This is a genomic window from Streptomyces sp. NPDC087300, assembly GCF_044744425.1.
Classification (GTDB): Bacteria; Actinomycetota; Actinomycetes; order Streptomycetales; family Streptomycetaceae; genus Streptomyces.
Genome location: NZ_JBIUYI010000010.1, coordinates 294,509 through 309,136, shown reverse-complemented (window position 1 = coordinate 309,136; position 14,628 = coordinate 294,509). Strand labels below are relative to the sequence as shown.

11 protein-coding genes and 1 riboswitch are annotated in these 14,628 nt (G+C 74.7%); of the genes, 5 read left to right on the top strand and 6 right to left on the bottom strand.

Going from position 1 to position 14,628, the window contains the following annotated elements:
* Window positions 1-6 precede the first annotated feature (6 nt).
* Together cbiE and cobM are read left to right on the top strand one after the other, a co-directional pair.
* On the top strand, window positions 7-1,263 hold the full coding sequence (gene cbiE / locus ACIO9J_RS35790; RefSeq protein ID WP_402008738.1) for a precorrin-6y C5,15-methyltransferase (decarboxylating) subunit CbiE: 1,257 nt from the start codon (window positions 7-9) through the stop codon (window positions 1,261-1,263).
* A 4-nt stretch (window positions 1,264-1,267) separates the two neighbouring features.
* Window positions 1,268-2,017, top strand: coding sequence for a precorrin-4 C(11)-methyltransferase (gene cobM, locus ACIO9J_RS35785; protein WP_402008736.1), 750 nt, complete (start codon window positions 1,268-1,270; stop codon window positions 2,015-2,017).
* 64 nt (window positions 2,018-2,081) lie between these two features.
* Here cobM and ACIO9J_RS35780 read toward each other — a convergent pair whose 3' ends face one another.
* Window positions 2,082-3,221 carry a cobalt-precorrin-5B (C(1))-methyltransferase gene (locus tag ACIO9J_RS35780; protein ID WP_402008734.1) on the bottom strand — a complete coding sequence of 380 codons (1,140 nt, stop codon included), beginning with the start codon at window positions 3,219-3,221 and terminating at the stop codon, window positions 2,082-2,084.
* Window positions 3,222-3,238: 17 nt separating this feature from the next.
* On the opposite strand from ACIO9J_RS35780, the gene ACIO9J_RS35775 reads away from it, so the two are divergent.
* The gene (locus tag ACIO9J_RS35775) at window positions 3,239-3,985 is read left to right on the top strand and encodes a cobalt-precorrin-6A reductase (RefSeq protein ID WP_402008732.1); all 747 of its coding nucleotides are present in this window, start codon (window positions 3,239-3,241) and stop codon (window positions 3,983-3,985) included.
* 155 nt (window positions 3,986-4,140) lie between these two features.
* Here ACIO9J_RS35775 and ACIO9J_RS35770 read toward each other — a convergent pair whose 3' ends face one another.
* The 3 genes from ACIO9J_RS35770 to ACIO9J_RS35760 all read right to left on the bottom strand — a co-directional run bounded on the left by ACIO9J_RS35770 (window position 4,141) and on the right by ACIO9J_RS35760 (window position 7,663).
* Window positions 4,141-5,661: a precorrin-2 C(20)-methyltransferase gene (locus ACIO9J_RS35770; protein ID WP_402008782.1), complete on the bottom strand. Its 1,521-nt coding sequence runs from the start codon at window positions 5,659-5,661 to the stop codon at window positions 4,141-4,143.
* 23 nt (window positions 5,662-5,684) lie between these two features.
* Window positions 5,685-6,311, bottom strand: a complete 627-nt coding sequence (locus ACIO9J_RS35765) for a precorrin-8X methylmutase (RefSeq protein ID WP_402008780.1) — start codon at window positions 6,309-6,311, stop codon at window positions 5,685-5,687.
* A 74-nt stretch (window positions 6,312-6,385) separates the two neighbouring features.
* Window positions 6,386-7,663: a cobalamin biosynthesis protein CobG gene (locus tag ACIO9J_RS35760; RefSeq protein ID WP_402008730.1), complete on the bottom strand. Its 1,278-nt coding sequence runs from the start codon at window positions 7,661-7,663 to the stop codon at window positions 6,386-6,388.
* 105 nt (window positions 7,664-7,768) lie between these two features.
* Window positions 7,769-7,907: riboswitch (cobalamin riboswitch) on the top strand.
* Window positions 7,908-7,941: 34 nt separating this feature from the next.
* On the opposite strand from ACIO9J_RS35760, the gene cobN reads away from it, so the two are divergent.
* The gene (gene cobN / locus ACIO9J_RS35755) at window positions 7,942-11,547 is read left to right on the top strand and encodes a cobaltochelatase subunit CobN (protein ID WP_402008778.1); all 3,606 of its coding nucleotides are present in this window, start codon (window positions 7,942-7,944) and stop codon (window positions 11,545-11,547) included.
* A 28-nt stretch (window positions 11,548-11,575) separates the two neighbouring features.
* Here cobN and ACIO9J_RS35750 read toward each other — a convergent pair whose 3' ends face one another.
* A complete protein-coding gene (locus tag ACIO9J_RS35750) occupies window positions 11,576-12,829 on the bottom strand; it encodes an amidohydrolase (RefSeq protein ID WP_402008728.1) in 1,254 nt (417 codons plus the stop codon).
* A gap of 181 nt (window positions 12,830-13,010) precedes the next feature.
* Between ACIO9J_RS35750 and ACIO9J_RS35745 the strand changes: the two genes are divergently transcribed.
* Window positions 13,011-13,640 (top strand): histidine phosphatase family protein, encoded by a 630-nt coding sequence (locus tag ACIO9J_RS35745; RefSeq protein WP_402008726.1) that lies wholly within the window; start codon window positions 13,011-13,013, stop codon window positions 13,638-13,640.
* Window positions 13,641-13,662: 22 nt separating this feature from the next.
* On the opposite strand, the gene ACIO9J_RS35740 is transcribed toward ACIO9J_RS35745, so the two are convergent.
* Window positions 13,663-14,625, bottom strand: coding sequence for a Gfo/Idh/MocA family protein (locus tag ACIO9J_RS35740; protein WP_402008724.1), 963 nt, complete (start codon window positions 14,623-14,625; stop codon window positions 13,663-13,665).
* Between the last annotated feature and the right edge of the window lie 3 nt (window positions 14,626-14,628).

Here is a 14,628-nt window from a genome sequence, read left to right as displayed (position 1 = left end):
CCGCAAGTGACCCCCGCACCACCGGCCGCCCCCTCCGGCATACCCGTCGCCGTCGTCGGGATCGGGGCCGAAGGCTGGGCCGGGCTTCCCGCCGCGTCCCGCGCGGCCCTCGCCGGCGCCGACGTCCTGATCGGCGGCCCGCGCCAGCTCGACCTGCTGCCCGCCGCCGACTGCCCCGGCGAACGCGTCGCCTGGCCGTCGCCGCTGCGACCCGCCGTGCCGGGGCTGCTCGCCGCCCACGCCGGTCGCCGCGTCGCGGTCCTCGCCAGCGGCGACCCGATGTTCTACGGCATCGGCCGCGCCCTGTCCGAGGTGCTCGGCCCGGACGCGCTGCACGTCCTTCCGCACCCGTCCGCCGTCTCCCTGGCGTGCGCGCGCCTGGGCTGGCCCGTCGAGGACACCGAGGTCGTCACGCTCGTCGGCCGCCCCGCCGCGCGGCTCGCAGCCGCCCTGCACGACGGGCGCCGCGTCCTCGTCCTCGCCCCGAACGCCGCCGCTCCCGGTGAGATCGCCGCCCTGCTGCGCGAGCACGGCTTCGGGCCGAGCCGCCTGCGCGTACTCGAACAGCTGGGCTCCGAGCGGGAGTCGGCGCACGAGGGGACCGCCGACACCTGGTCGCACGCGCCCGGCGATCCGCTGAACGTGGTCGCCGTCGAGTGCCGCCGCGACCCCGGGGCGCTCCGGCTCGGCGCCGTGCCCGGCCTGCCCGACGCGGCGTACGAATCCGACGGGCAGCTCACCAAGCGCCACGTCAGGGCCGCCACCCTCGCCGCGCTCGCGCCCGCGCCCGGCGAGTTGCTGTGGGACGTGGGCGGCGGCTCCGGCTCGATCGCCGTGGAGTGGCTGCGCACCCATCCGTCCTGCCGCGCCGTCACCGTCGAGAAGAACGCCGTACGGGCCGCACGGATCACCCGCAACGCCGACCGGCTCGGCGTTCCCGGGCTGCGCGTCGTCACGGGCACCGCGCCCGAAGCCCTGGCCGAACTCCCCACGCCCGACGCCGTGTTCATCGGCGGCGGCCTGACCGCGCCCGGCCTGCTCGACGCGTGCTGGGCCGCGCTCCCGACGGGCGGCCGGCTCGTCGCCAACACCGTCACGATGGAGTCCGAGGCCCTGCTCGCCCAGTGGTACCGGCGGCACGGCGGCGAGCTGGTCAGGATCGCGGTCGCCCAGGCCGTCCCCGTCGGCGGCTTCACCGGCTGGCGGCAGGCCATGCCGGTCACCCAATGGTCTGTCACCAAGGCACAGGAAAGCAGGAGTTGACGAGATGACCGTGTACTTCATCGGCGCGGGACCCGGCGCCGCCGACCTGATCACGGTGCGCGGCGCCCGCACGCTCGCCGCCTGCCAGGTCTGCCTGTACGCGGGCAGCCTGGTGCCGGTCGAGCTCCTCGACGAATGCCCGGACGGGGCACGCCTGGTGGACACCGCGCAGCTCAACCTGGACGAGATCACCGGGGAGTTGACGCGCGCGCACGAGCAGGGCCTCGACGTGGCCAGGCTGCACTCCGGCGACCCGTCGGTGTTCAGCGCCGTCGCCGAGCAGATGCGGCGGCTCGACGCGGCGGGCGTGCCGTACGAAGTGGTGCCCGGCGTCCCCGCGTTCGCCGCGGCCGCCGCCGCGCTCAAGCGGGAGCTGACGGTGCCGACCGTCGGGCAGACGGTGATCCTCACGCGGATCGCGCAGCGGGCCACGGCGATGCCGCCCGGCGAGGACCTCGCCACGCTCGGGCGCAGTGGGGCGCTGCTCGTGCTGCACCTTGCCGCGGGCTACGTGGACCGGGTCGTTGAGGAGCTGCTGCCTCATTACGGGGCGGAGTGTCCTGTCGCCGTCGTCGCTCTTGCGAGCCGTCCCGATGAGGTGATCCTTCGGGGTGCGCTCGGGTCCATCGCGGAGCAGGTGAAGTCGGCGGGGATCGTGCGTACCGCTGTGATCATGGTCGGTCGCACGTTGGGGGCGGAGCAGTTCCGGGACAGTCATCTGTATTCGGCCGACAGGGATCGGCACGTTTGTTGAGCTGCCGCGGCTCGGTGCTGTCCTGCGGGCCGTCGTGCGCTGGGCGCGCAGTTCCCCGCGCCCCTTACGGGGTGCTTCTGCCCACCACCGTGCCCGCCCTGTCGATGCAGATCACGTCGACCGCGACCGGGGCGCCGCGCAGCACCGCGAGGGCCTCGTCGCGGGCCTTCGTCGCCACCAGATCGCCCAGCGGGACCCCCGCCGCCTCGCACAGGCGCAGCGCCTCCAGGCCCGTGTTCGCGGCGGCGATCCGCTCGGCGAGGGCCTCGGACGCGCCTCCCGTACGGGCCAGCTCCGCGAGGAAGGGCTTGTCCACCTGGGAGCGGGCCGAGTGCAGGTCGAGGTGGCCGACCGCCAGCTTGGAGAGTTTGGCGAAGCCGCCGCAGACGGTGAGGCGGTCCACGGGGTGCCGGCGCACGTACTTCAGGACCGCGCCCGCGAAGTCCCCCATGTCCAGGAGGGCGTCCTCGGGCAGGCCGTACTCGGCGATCACCGTCTTCTCCGACGTGGACCCCGTACACCCGGCGACATGGGTGCGGCCCGCCGCCCGTGCCACGTCCACGCCGCGCCGGATCGAGTCGATCCACGCCGAGCACGAGTAGGGCACGACGATCCCGGTGGTGCCGAGGATCGACAGGCCGCCGAGGATGCCGAGGCGCGGGTTCCAGGTGGAGCGGGCGATCTCCGCGCCGTGGTCGACGGAGACGGTGATCTCGACGTCGGGAGCGGCCCCCGCGCGCTCCGCCACCCGCGCCACGTGCTCGCGCATCAGCTGCCGCGGCACGGGGTTGATCGCCGGTTCCCCGACGTCGAGGGGCAGCCCGGGACGGGTGACCGTGCCCACGCCAGGACCCGCCTTGAAGACCACGCCGGAGCCCGGCGGCAGCCGCCGCACCGTGGCGCGCACGAGCGCGCCGTGCGTGACGTCGGGGTCGTCGCCCGCGTCCTTGACGATGCCCGCCATGGCGTACGACGCGGTGAGTTCCTCGGCGGCGAGCGCGAAGGCCGGTGTCTGGCCCTTGGGCAGCGTGATGGTCACCGGGTCGGGGAAGTCGCCGGTCAGCAGCGCGGTGTAGGCGGCGGTGGTGGCCGCCGTCGCGCAGGCGCCGGTCGTCCATCCCGGCCGCAGACCGGTGTGCTTGAGTTGGGCACCGCGCCCGCCCTTGGCCTCGCCGGGCCGGCCTTGCTCCTGTGGCTCACTCATGAGGGAAAACGAACTCCGTGCACGTACTGATTCTGGGGGGAACGACCGAGGCGCGCCGCCTGGCGGAACTGCTCGCGGGTGTCGCGGGGACGCGGGTGACCAGCTCCCTCGCGGGGCGGGTCGCCGCGCCCCGGCTGCCGCCCGGCGAGGTCCGCGTCGGCGGCTTCGGCGGGGCAGGAGGGCTCGCCGATTGGCTGCGCGAGCACCGCGTGGACGCGCTCATCGACGCCACCCATCCTTTCGCGGGGACGATCTCCTTCAACGCGGCGGCGGCCGCCGCCGCGACCCATGTTCCCCTGCTCGCGCTGCGCAGGTCCGGCTGGGTCGCGGAGCCGGGCGACGACTGGCACATGGTCGATTCCCTGGACCAGGCGGCGCGGGTCCTGCCCGCGCTGGGCGAGCGGGTGTTCCTCACGACGGGGCGGATGGGGCTCGCGGCGTTCGCGGGCCGCGGGCTTGACCGGTTGTGGTTTCTCGTACGCTCCGTCGACGCGCCCGAGCCGCCGTGCCCGGCGCGCATGGAGGTGCTGCTCGACCGGGGGCCCTTCTCCCTCGACGGGGAGCGGGAGCTGTTGCGTCGGCACCGGATCGATGTGGTGGTGACGAAGGACAGTGGGGGTGCGGCCACCTCGCCCAAGCTGGTCGCCGCGCGTGAGGCGGGGGTTCCTGTCGTGGTGGTCCGGCGGCCCGCCCACCCCGGCGGGGTCGCGGTGGTCGGCCGGCCCGAGGCGGCGGTTGACTGGGTTCGTCTGCTGCGTGGATAGGTGCGGGTTGTTCGTGGCTGGTCGCGCGGTTCCCCGCGCACCTAGAAGCAGGCACCCCGTGCCCCTGAGCGGCGCGGGGGTGCCCCGTAAGGGGGCGCGGGGAACCGCGCGGCCAGCCCCCACGTGCCCGCAGGGACAGCCGTACGCCCAGACCCTCAGCCCTCCGGATAGCGCCGCGGCGTCCAGACGACCTGTTCCCCGCCCCCGCGCCGCCGCGTAACCACCGTCTGGGAGGAGCCGACGATGAGCAGCGTGCGCATGTCGACGTCGGCGGGGTCCAGATCGGCCAGGCGGACGATGCGGATGCTCTCCTCGGGCCCGCCGACGTCACGGGCGAGAACGACGGGGGTGTCCGGCGCCCGGTGGCCGAGGAGCAGCTCCCTCGCCTTGCCGACCTGCCAAGTGCGGCTGCGCGAGCCGGGGTTGTAGAGGGCGAGGACCAGATCCGCCGAAGCCGCCGCCGCGAGCCGCTCCGCGATGACCTCCCAGGGCTTGAGCCGGTCGGAGAGGGAGAGCGTGGCGTAGTCGTGGCCGAGCGGGGCGCCCGCGCGGGCGGCCGCCGCGTTGGCCGCGGTCACCCCGGGGAGCACCCGCACGGGGACGTCCGCGTACTCCTGTCGCGAGGCGACCTCCAGGACGGCCGTGGCCATCGCGAAGACGCCGGGGTCGCCGCCGGAGACGACCGCGACGCGCCGCCCGCGCTGCGCCAGCTCCAGGGCGAACGCGGCGCGTTCGGACTCGACGCGGTTGTCGGAGCCGTGCCGCCGCTGGCCGGGGCGGTGCGGCACCCGGTCCAGGTAGGTGGTGTAGCCGACCAGGTCGTCGGCGTCCGCGAGCGCGCCGCGCGTCTCGGGGGTCAGCCACAGCGGGCCCGCGGGTCCGGTGCCGACGACGACCACGTCGCCCGTCTCGCCGCGGTCCTCCGGGGCGCTGCGCGCGGCGGGCCCGCCGGTCAGCGGGGCCACCCTGCTCGGCAGCACCGCCACCGAGAAGTACGGCACGGACTCCGGGTCCACGTCGGCCAGCCGCCCTGTGCGCTCGCCCGCCATGGTGGCGCGCTCGACGTACCGTGCCTCGTCGAGCCGGCCCGTGCGCTCCAGGGCGCCGCGCACCTTGCCGAAGGTGCGGCCGAGCTTCATCACGACCGCCGAGTCCGTCGCCGCGAGGCGCGCCGCGAGTTCCTCCTCGGGGAGCGTGCCCGGCAGGATCGTGAGGACCTCCTCGGCCTCCACCAGGGGCTCACCGAGCCGGGCGGCCGCCGCGCTGACCGAGGTCACGCCGGGGATCACCTCGGTCGGGTAGCGGTCGGCCAGGCGCTTGTGCATGTGCTGGTAGGAGCCGTAGAAGAGCGGGTCGCCCTCGGCGAGCACGGCGACCGTGCGGCCCGCGTCGAGGTGTGCGGCGAGCCGGGCCGCCGCCGCCTCGTAGAAGTCGTCGAGCGCGCCCCGGTAGCCGCCGGGGTGGTCCGTGCCCTCCGTGGTGACGGGGTAGACCAGCGCCTCCTCGATGTGGTCGGCGCGGATGTGCGCGGCCGCGATCGAGCGGGCGATGGAGCGGCCGTGCCGTGCCGAGTGGTAGGCGACCACGTCGGCGGCGGCGATGACCTCGACGGCGCGCAGCGTCATCAGCGACGGGTCGCCGGGCCCGAGGCCGACGCCGTAGAGCCGTCCCCGCAGGGCGTCTTGGGTGGTTTCGGTGTTCACTCCGCCTCGCTCGCAATCGCGTTGATCGCCGCCGCGGCCATCGCGCTGCCGCCGCGCCGTCCCCGTACGACCAGGTACTCGATCCCCGACGCGTGTCCGGCCAGCGCGTCCTTGGACTCGGCGGCGCCGACGAAGCCGACCGGGATGCCGAGCACGGCGGCCGGGCGCGGGGCGCCCTCCTCGATCATCTCCAGGAGGCGGAAGAGCGCGGTGGGCGCGTTGCCGATGGCGACGACGGAGCCCTCCAGGCGGTCGCGCCAGAGTTCGAGCGCGGCGGCGCTGCGGGTGGTGCCGAGGCGCGCCGCGAGGTCCGGCACGGACGGGTCGGCGAGCGTGCAGATGACCTCGTTGTCCGCGGGCAGCCGCTTGCGCGTGACGCCGCTCGCGACCATGTTCGCGTCGCAGAGGATCGGCGCGCCGCCGCGCAGCGCCGCGCGGGCGTCGGCCACCACCCGGGGGCTGAAGGCGAGGTCGCGCACGAGGTCGACCATCCCGCAGGCGTGGATCATCCGCACCGCGACCTGGCTGACGTCGGCGGGCAGGCCCGCGAGGTCCGCCTCCGCGCGGATGGTGGCAAAGGACTCGCGGTAGATCGCCGCGCCGTCCTTCTCGTAGTCGAACACTGTGCTCTCGCTCATCTCGTGGCCGTTCCGGCCGTCGTGGTCGTCGTGGTCGTGGGGCGTCGTCATGTGCGTGGTCAGGTCGGGTGCGGGGGCGTACGGGCGGTGGTGACCGCCTCCGTCACGGTGGCGCCCGCCACGGGCACGACCGAGCCGCCGGTGCGCAGGGTCACCTCGTAGCGGCCGTCCGCCGTGGCGAGGACGTCCACCCAGTCGCCGTGCGGATGCCCGCACCGGCGCTCGCAGCCCGACCAGTGGACGGGGAGTCCGGCGCGGCCGGGCACGGCGTCCGCGCGGACGTCGGCGAGCGACTTGGCGCAGCCGGGCCGCCCGGTGCAGGCGCCGACGCCGAGCCAGGGCGACGCGGGCTCGGTCACGAACCCGGCGTCGGCGAGGACCCGAAGGCGCTCCCGCGCGGCCTCGTCGGTGAACCCGGGCACGACGAATCCGCGCCAGGGCGTGACCCGTACCTCGTCGCCGGGCGCGGGCAGCAGCGCGCGCAGCTGGGCCGCGCTCACCCGTCCCAGCGGGGCCGTGACCAGCACGGCACCGCCGAGGACGCCGGGAGGCGGCGGGCCCTGAACCGTCGTCCCCGCGACCGGTGCCGGGGCCGCGGCCGCCGTCGCAGGAACGCCCGCGTCCGCCAGCGCCCGCGCCACCTCGACGGCCCGCCCGGCCGGCAGCTCGGCCACCCGCCAGGCGCCGTTGCCCGCCGCCAGCGCGGCCGTGCGGAACGCCCCGGCCGCGGCCAGCGCGGCACGGGGAGCCTCGGCGCCCGGCACCCGGAACGTGGCGGCGCCGAGCCGAAGCAGCGCCGTGCCCGCCGATTCTGCGATCAAGGTCACATCGGCGCCGAGCCCCGCCACGTCCCCGCGCCCGTCGTCGGCGGCGAACAGGAAGCGGCCGGAGAGCTCCGCGGTCCACTCCTCGGCGCAGAGGAGTCCGTCCAGCTCACGGGCCCACAACTGCACGTCGGCGTGGCCGAGTCCGTCGATTCCGGCCAGCGGCGACGCCACCACGTTGCGGACGCGCTCGTGCCGTTCGGAGGGGAGCAGGCCCGCGTCCGAGAGGAGCGCCGAGAGTGCGCCGCCGCAGGTCTCGCCGAGGCCGCGCAGCTCGACGTTGCCGCGTGAGGTGATGCTGAGGTGACCGTCCGCGAGCCGCTCGGCGGCGGTGGCCAGGACGTCGACCTGACGGGACGTCAAGAGGCCGCCGGGCAGCCGGAGTCGGGCCAGGCCGCCGTCGTCGGCGCGGTGCAGGCGGAGGGCTCCGGGGCAGGCGTCGCCCCGGTCGCGTATGAGGGATTCGCCCTGTTGTGTGGAGGTTGCTCGGGTGGGCGGCATGGCGGCGAGCATACCCACGCGGATCCGGCGGGGCGCCTCCCGATACCGGCCGTCCTGGCAGGTGGCCGCCCACCGCGACCTGGGCAGGACTTACTATGCAGGCGGCGGACCGCCAGGTCCGTCGACGCCAGCGACGGCGTGGGTCCACCAGGACCCGATGGAGGAAGCCCGGTGCGAATCCGGCGCGGTCCCGCCACTGTGAGCCCCACCGACGTGGGGTGAGCCAGGAACTCCTGCCGTCCAACACGACCACCCGGGGCGCGGACACCCCGAGGAAGGCCTGCGCCCGCATGCTTCTGCTGCTGTCGACCTCCGACACCGACCTGCTCAGCGCCCGTGCTGCGGGGGGTCCCGTCGACTACCGGTTCGCCAACCCATCGCGCCTCGACCTGGCCGAGCTTCCCGCGCTCCTGGACGGCGCCGACCTCGTCGTCGTACGCCTCCTCGGCGGTGTCCGCGCCTGGCAGGACGGCCTCGACCAGCTGACCGCGAGCGGCCTGCCCGTCGTCGTGCTCACCGGTGAACAGGCCCCCGACGCCCAGCTGATGGCCTCCTCCACCGTGCCGGTCGGCATCGCCGCGGAGGCCCACGCCTACCTGGCGCACGGCGGCCCAGCCAACCTGGAGCAGCTGGCCCGCTTCCTCTCCGACACCGTGCTGCTCACGGGCCACGGCTTCGAGCCGCCCGCGCCCGCCCCCTCCTGGGGCCCGCTCGAGCGCACCGCCCGCGCCGTCGAGGGCCCGACCGTCGCGGTGCTCTACTACCGCGCCCACCACATGAGCGGCAACACCGCGTTCGTGGACGCCCTGTGCGGCGCCATCGAAGACGCGGGCGCCCGCCCGCTGCCGCTGTACGTGGCCTCGCTGCGCGCCCCCGAGCCGGAGCTCATCGAGGAGCTGCGCGCCGCCGACACCATCGTGACCACCGTGCTCGCCGCGGGCGGCACCAAGCCCGCGGAGGCGTCGGCGGGCGGTGACGACGAGTCCTGGGACGCGGGCGCGCTCACCGGCCTCGACGTGCCGATCCTCCAGGCGCTCTGCCTGACCGGGTCCCGCGCGGCCTGGGAGGAGAACGACGAGGGCGTGTCGCCGCTGGACGCCGCGAGCCAGATCGCGGTGCCGGAGTTCGACGGCCGCCTGATCACCGTGCCGTTCTCGTTCAAGGAGATCGACGAGGACGGGCTCCCGGCCTATGTGGCCGACGCCGAGCGCGCGGCCCGGGTCGCCGGAATCGCCGTACGGCACGCCCGTCTGAAGCACATCCCGGCCGCCGACAAGCGCCTCGCCCTGGTGCTCTCCGCCTACCCGACCAAGCACTCCCGGATCGGCAACGCGGTGGGTCTGGACACCCCCGCGTCCGCCGTCGCGCTGCTGCGCAGGCTCATCGGCGAGGGCTACGACTTCGGGGCCACCGAAGAGATCCCCGGTCTCGTGTCCGGCGACGGCGACGAGCTGATCCGCGCGCTGATCGACGCGGGCGGGCACGACCAGGAGTGGCTCACCGAGGAGCAGCTGGCCGCCAACCCGGTCCGCATCCCGGCCGCCGACTACAAGCGCTGGTACGCGACGCTCCCCGCCGAGCTGCGCGAGTCGGTCGAGCGGCACTGGGGTCCGCCGCCGGGCGAGATGTTCCTCGACAAGTCCCGGGTGGGCAACGGCGGCGACCCCGAGGGCGACATCGTGCTGGCCGCCCTGCGCCGCGGCAACCTGCTGATCCTCATCCAGCCGCCGCGCGGCTTCGGCGAGAACCCGATCGCGATCTACCACGACCCCGATCTGCCGCCCTCGCACCACTACTTGGCGGCGTACCGCTGGATCGCCGCGTCCGCGACGGACGGCGGTTTCGGCGCCGACGCGATGATCCACCTCGGCAAGCACGGCAACCTGGAGTGGCTGCCGGGCAAGAACGCGGGCCTGTCGGCCGCCTGCGGTCCCGACGCCGCGCTCGGCGATCTGCCGCTTATCTACCCCTTCCTGGTCAACGACCCGGGCGAGGGCACCCAGGCCAAGCGCCGCGTGCACGCCACGCTCATCGACCACCTGGTGCCGCCGATGGCCCGCGCCGACTCCTACGGCGACATCGCGCGCCTGGAGCAACTCCTGGACGAGTACGCCCAGATCAGCTCCATGGACCCGGCCAAGCTGCCCGCGATCCGCGCCCAGATCTGGACGCTGATCCAGGCCGCGAAGCTCGACCACGACCTCGGTCTGGAGGAGCGCCCCGGGGACGACGGCTTCGACGACTTCCTGCTGCACGTCGACGGCTGGCTCTGCGAGATCAAGGACATGCAGATCCGCGACGGACTGCACGTCCTGGGCAGCGCGCCCGCGGGCGCCGACCGCGTCAACCTCGTCCTCGCGGTGCTGCGCGCCCGCCAGATCTGGGGCGGCACGACGGCCCTGCCCGGTCTGCGCGAAGCCCTCGGCCTGGACGAGTCGGCCGCCACGCGCGTGAGCGCCGACGAGGCGGAGGACAAGGCCCGCGCCCTGGTCCAGGCGATGGACGACGCGGACTGGGACCTGTCCGCCGTCCCCACCGACCAGGGCGAACAGGTCGCCGCCATCCTGGAGTTCGCAGCCCGCGAGGTGGTCCCGCGCCTCGCCGCGACCACCGACGAGCTCGACCACGCGGTGCACGCCCTGAACGGCGGCTTCGTCCCCGCAGGCCCCAGCGGCTCCCCGCTGCGCGGCCTCGTCAACGTCCTGCCGACCGGGCGCAACTTCTACTCGGTCGACCCCAAGGCCGTCCCCTCCCGCCTCGCGTGGGAGACGGGCCAGGCCCTGGCCGACTCGCTGATCGAGCGGTACAAGTCCGACAACGGCGCGTACCCCACCTCCGTGGGCCTCTCCCTGTGGGGCACCAGCGCCATGCGCACCGCGGGCGACGACGTCGCCGAGGCGCTCGCGCTGCTCGGCGTGCGCCCCGTCTGGGACGACGCGTCGCGCCGCGTCACGGGCCTGGAGGCCATCGAGTACGCGGAGTTGGGCCGCCCGCGCATCGATGTGACGCTGCGCATCTCCGGCTTCTTCCGCGACGCGTTCCCGCACACCATCGGGCTGCTCGACGACGCGGTCCGGCTCGCCGCGTCCCTCGACGAGCCCGCCGAGCAGAACCACGTGCGCGCCCACACGCAGGCCGACCTCGCCGAGCACGGTGACGAACGGCGCGCCACCACCCGCATCTTCGGCTCGCGTCCCGGCACCTACGGCGCGGGTCTGCTCCAGCTCATCGACTCCCGCGACTGGCGCACCGACGCCGACCTCGCCGAGGTGTACACGGTGTGGGGCGGCTACGCGTACGGCCGCGGTCTCGAAGGCCGCGCGGCGCGCGACGAGATGGAGACGGCCTACAAGCGCATCGCGGTCGCCGCCAAGAACACCGACACCCGCGAGCACGACATCGCGGACTCCGACGACTACTTCCAGTACCACGGCGGCATGGTCGCCACGGTCCGCGCGCTCAAGGGCACCGCGCCCGAGGCGTACATCGGCGACTCGACGCGGCCCGAGACGGTCCGCACCCGCACCCTGGTCGAGGAGACGTCCCGCGTCTTCCGCGCCCGCGTGGTGAACCCCAAGTGGATCGAGGCGATGCGCCGCCACGGCTACAAGGGCGCCTTCGAACTCGCCGCCACCGTGGACTACTTGTTCGGGTACGACGCGACGACCGGCGTGGTCGCGGACTGGATGTACGACAAGCTCACGGAGACGTACGTCCTGGACCCGACGAACCGTCAGTTCCTCCAGGAGAACAACCCCTGGGCCCTGCACGGCATCGCCGAACGCCTCCTGGAGGCGGAGTCGCGCGGCATGTGGGCCAAGCCGGACCCGGCGGTGCTCGAAGCGCTCCGCCAGGCCTACCTGGAGACCGAGGGCGACCTGGAGGACAAGGGCTGAGACCCGGTCCTCCCCGGCGGCCGGCCTGCTACGAAGGGCGGCCGCCGAGCCAGGCCAGCGCGGCCGTCGTCAGGGCCGTGACCCCGGTGGTCAGGGTCGGCTCGATCAGCGGCGCGAAGAACGGCGAGTGGTTGGAGGGAATGTCCCGCTCGAAGGTGCCCGCCTTCTGCGCGGCGATCACCTCGGCCGGGTCCGCGCCGCCGAACAGCCAGTAGCAGAGCGGGATTTCGGGGTCCGTGGCGGTGGCGAAGTATCCGACGTCCTCGCTGCCGGTGACCGGGCCCGGGTCCATGATCAGGCCGGGTCCGATGACATCGCCGATCGCCGCCATGGTCCGCTCGACGGCGGCGGCGTCGTTGTCGAGGACGGGGAAGGAGTCGATCTCCGTGATCTCCGGCTCGCGTTCGGCGCCCGCGGTGGCCGCCTCGCCCTTGACGATCCGCTCGACGGCGGCGACGACCCTGTCCCGCGTCTGGGGCGTGTAGGAACGGATGTTGATCCGCAGCTCGGCCTCGTCCGGGATGACGTTGTCCGTCGTGCCCGCGTGGATCGAACCGACGGTCACCACGGCCGTCTCACCGCCCGCGATCTCCCGGGACACGATCGTCTGCAACCGCAGCACGGTCGACGCGGCCATCACCACCGGGTCGATCGTCGTCTCGGGGCGCGAGCCGTGCCCGCCCTTGCCGAACATCCGCACCCGCAGCGCGTCCGCCGCCGCGAACGCCGGGCCCGCGTGCGCGCCGATCATCCCCGCGGGCATCGGCGCGACGTGCTGGCCGAGCACCACGTCCGGGGTGCCGAACCGCTTGTAGAGACCGTCGGCGAGCATCCCCTGCGCGCCGCCCGCGGTCTCCTCGGCGGGCTGGAAGACACCGAGGACCCGCCCCGACCACTGAGTCCGCGCGCCGGCCAGCAGCCGCAGCGCGCCGAGCAGGCACGTGGCATGCATGTCGTGGCCGCAGGCGTGCATCACGCCCTCGGTGCGGGAGGCGTACGGCAGTCCGGTGCGCTCGGTCACCGGGAGCGCGTCGATGTCGGCGCGGAGCAGGACGGTGGGGCCCGCGCCGTTCTCCAGGACGGCCACCACACCCGTGCGGCCGACGCCCGGCGTGACCTCGCAGCCGTACGACGCGGCGCGGCGGGCGATCTCGGCGGCGGTGCGGTGCTCCTCGAAGGACAGCTCCGGGTGGGCGTGCAGATCGCGGTACAGATCGGCGAGGTCGTCCTTGACGGCGTCGAGGCCGCCGAGGACGGCGGAGGTCGGTTCGCTTGCGGTCATGTCGCGCTCTCCTCTGCTCGTGCTGCTCCGCCACTGTACGTACAGGTCGGGCGGGGGAACCGGCGGGGAACACGGGGCGTCCCTCTCCGCACCGCACGCGTTCCTTCGCACTCCGCCAGGCCGCACTCCGTCAGGCCACGTTCCGTCAGGCCGCATCGCTCCAGAGGGAGAGACACCCCGCATGACCGCTTCCGCCACCCGCCACCTCTACCTCGTCCGGCACGGCGAGGCCACGCCGGACGAGAGCGGTCTGACCGACGCCGGCCGACGCCAGGCCGTCCTCACCGGCGAACGGCTGCGCGGCGTCCCCCTCACGGCGATCCACCACGGCCCGCTCCCCCGCGCCGAGGAGACCGCCCGGCTGATCGGCGAGCAACTCGACGGCGTCCCCGCGCACCGCAGTGAGCCCGCCGGGGACTACCTGCCGTATCTGCCGACGCGCGCCGAACTGCCGCCGGAGAGTGCCGACGAGACACTGGAGCGCCTCGCCGGGTTCCCCGCCCGCGAGCGCGAGGAGGGGCCCGCGCTCGCCCGGCGGGCCCTGGACCTGTTCACCGGTCCCGTGCCCGGCGGCGAGCCCGTCCACGAACTGGTCGTCACCCACAACTTCCTGATCGCCTGGCTCGTCAGGGCCGCCCTCGACGCCCCGCCGTGCCGCTGGCTCGGCCTCCACCACGCCAACGCGGCCCTGACCGCCATCCGTTACGCCCCCGGCAGGCCCGCCGCGCTGCTCTTCCAGAACGACATGCGGCACCTGCCCGCGGAATTGCGCTGGACCGGCTTCCCGCCGGAACTGCGCCCGTACGACTGAGGCCGCTCCTGCCGGGGTCCGGTCAGCGGCGGGCCGCCCGCTCGCGCACCTCGTCCAGCAGCCGCGCCTGTTCGACGAGCACCGGGTCCGGCGCCGCACCCGACCGCACCGCCGCCGCGAACGCCCCAACGGTGGCGGCCACTTGGTCGTCCGGGGGCAGCACGATCTCCTCGGTGCCGGTGCGCCGCTCGATCCGGACGCACGGGCGGTGCCCGGCGGGCGGCGTGAAGGCACGCTCGACCGTGAGGCGGCCGAGGCTGCCCCCGATCTCGTACGCGGAACGGTAGGCGTGATCGAGCCCGAAGGTCAGCTGGGCGCTCACCCCGTCGGGCGTGCTCAACAGGGCGGCGCCCGCGGTGTCCACGGCGCGCCCCGGCCCCTCGGTGAGCGTGGCACCGAGGACGTCGAGCCCGTCCCCCAGGAAGTGCAGGGCGGCCCGCACCGGATAGACGCCGACGTCCCACAGGGCGCCGCCGCCGAGCTCGGGGCGGTGACGGATGTCGTCGTCCGGCAGCCGGGGGATGGCGAACTCGGCGCGGAAGGCGCGGAGTTCACCGATGGCCCCCTCCGCGACCAGCTTCGCCACGGCGGCGTGCTGGGAGTGATGGACGAACATGACGTTCTCCATCAGGGCGAGGCCCGAAGCCGCGGCCAGCTCGACCAGCCGCCCGGTCGCCGCCGACGCCGTGGTCAGCGGCTTCTCGGCGAGCACGTGCTTGCCCGCGCGCAGCGCCGCCTCCGTCCACCGCTCGTGCAGGGCCGCGGGCAGCGGGACGTACACGGCGTCGATGTCGTCCCGCTCGACGAGTTCGGCGTAGCCGGTCACGGGCCTGGCGTCGTACGGCGCCGCGAGTTGCCGCGCCCGCGCGGCGTCCCTGCTGGCGACCGCCGCGACCCGCACGCCGTCCCGCGCCGCCATCGCGGGCAGCATCCGGCGGCGCGCGATGTCCGCGCAGCCGAGGACCCCGATCCGGATCGTCTTCATGGG

Coding starts and splice junctions, on each gene's coding strand:
- cobM (WP_402008736.1), top strand. CDS start 1,268: ATGACCGTGTACTTCATCGGCGCGGGACCCGGCGCCGCCGACCTGATC.
- ACIO9J_RS35780 (WP_402008734.1), bottom strand. CDS start 3,221: ATGAGTGAGCCACAGGAGCAAGGCCGGCCCGGCGAGGCCAAGGGCGGG.
- ACIO9J_RS35760 (WP_402008730.1), bottom strand. CDS start 7,663: ATGCTCGCCGCCATGCCGCCCACCCGAGCAACCTCCACACAACAGGGC.
- cobN (WP_402008778.1), top strand. CDS start 7,942: ATGCTTCTGCTGCTGTCGACCTCCGACACCGACCTGCTCAGCGCCCGT.
- ACIO9J_RS35750 (WP_402008728.1), bottom strand. CDS start 12,829: ATGACCGCAAGCGAACCGACCTCCGCCGTCCTCGGCGGCCTCGACGCC.
- ACIO9J_RS35745 (WP_402008726.1), top strand. CDS start 13,011: ATGACCGCTTCCGCCACCCGCCACCTCTACCTCGTCCGGCACGGCGAG.
- ACIO9J_RS35740 (WP_402008724.1), bottom strand. CDS start 14,625: ATGAAGACGATCCGGATCGGGGTCCTCGGCTGCGCGGACATCGCGCGC.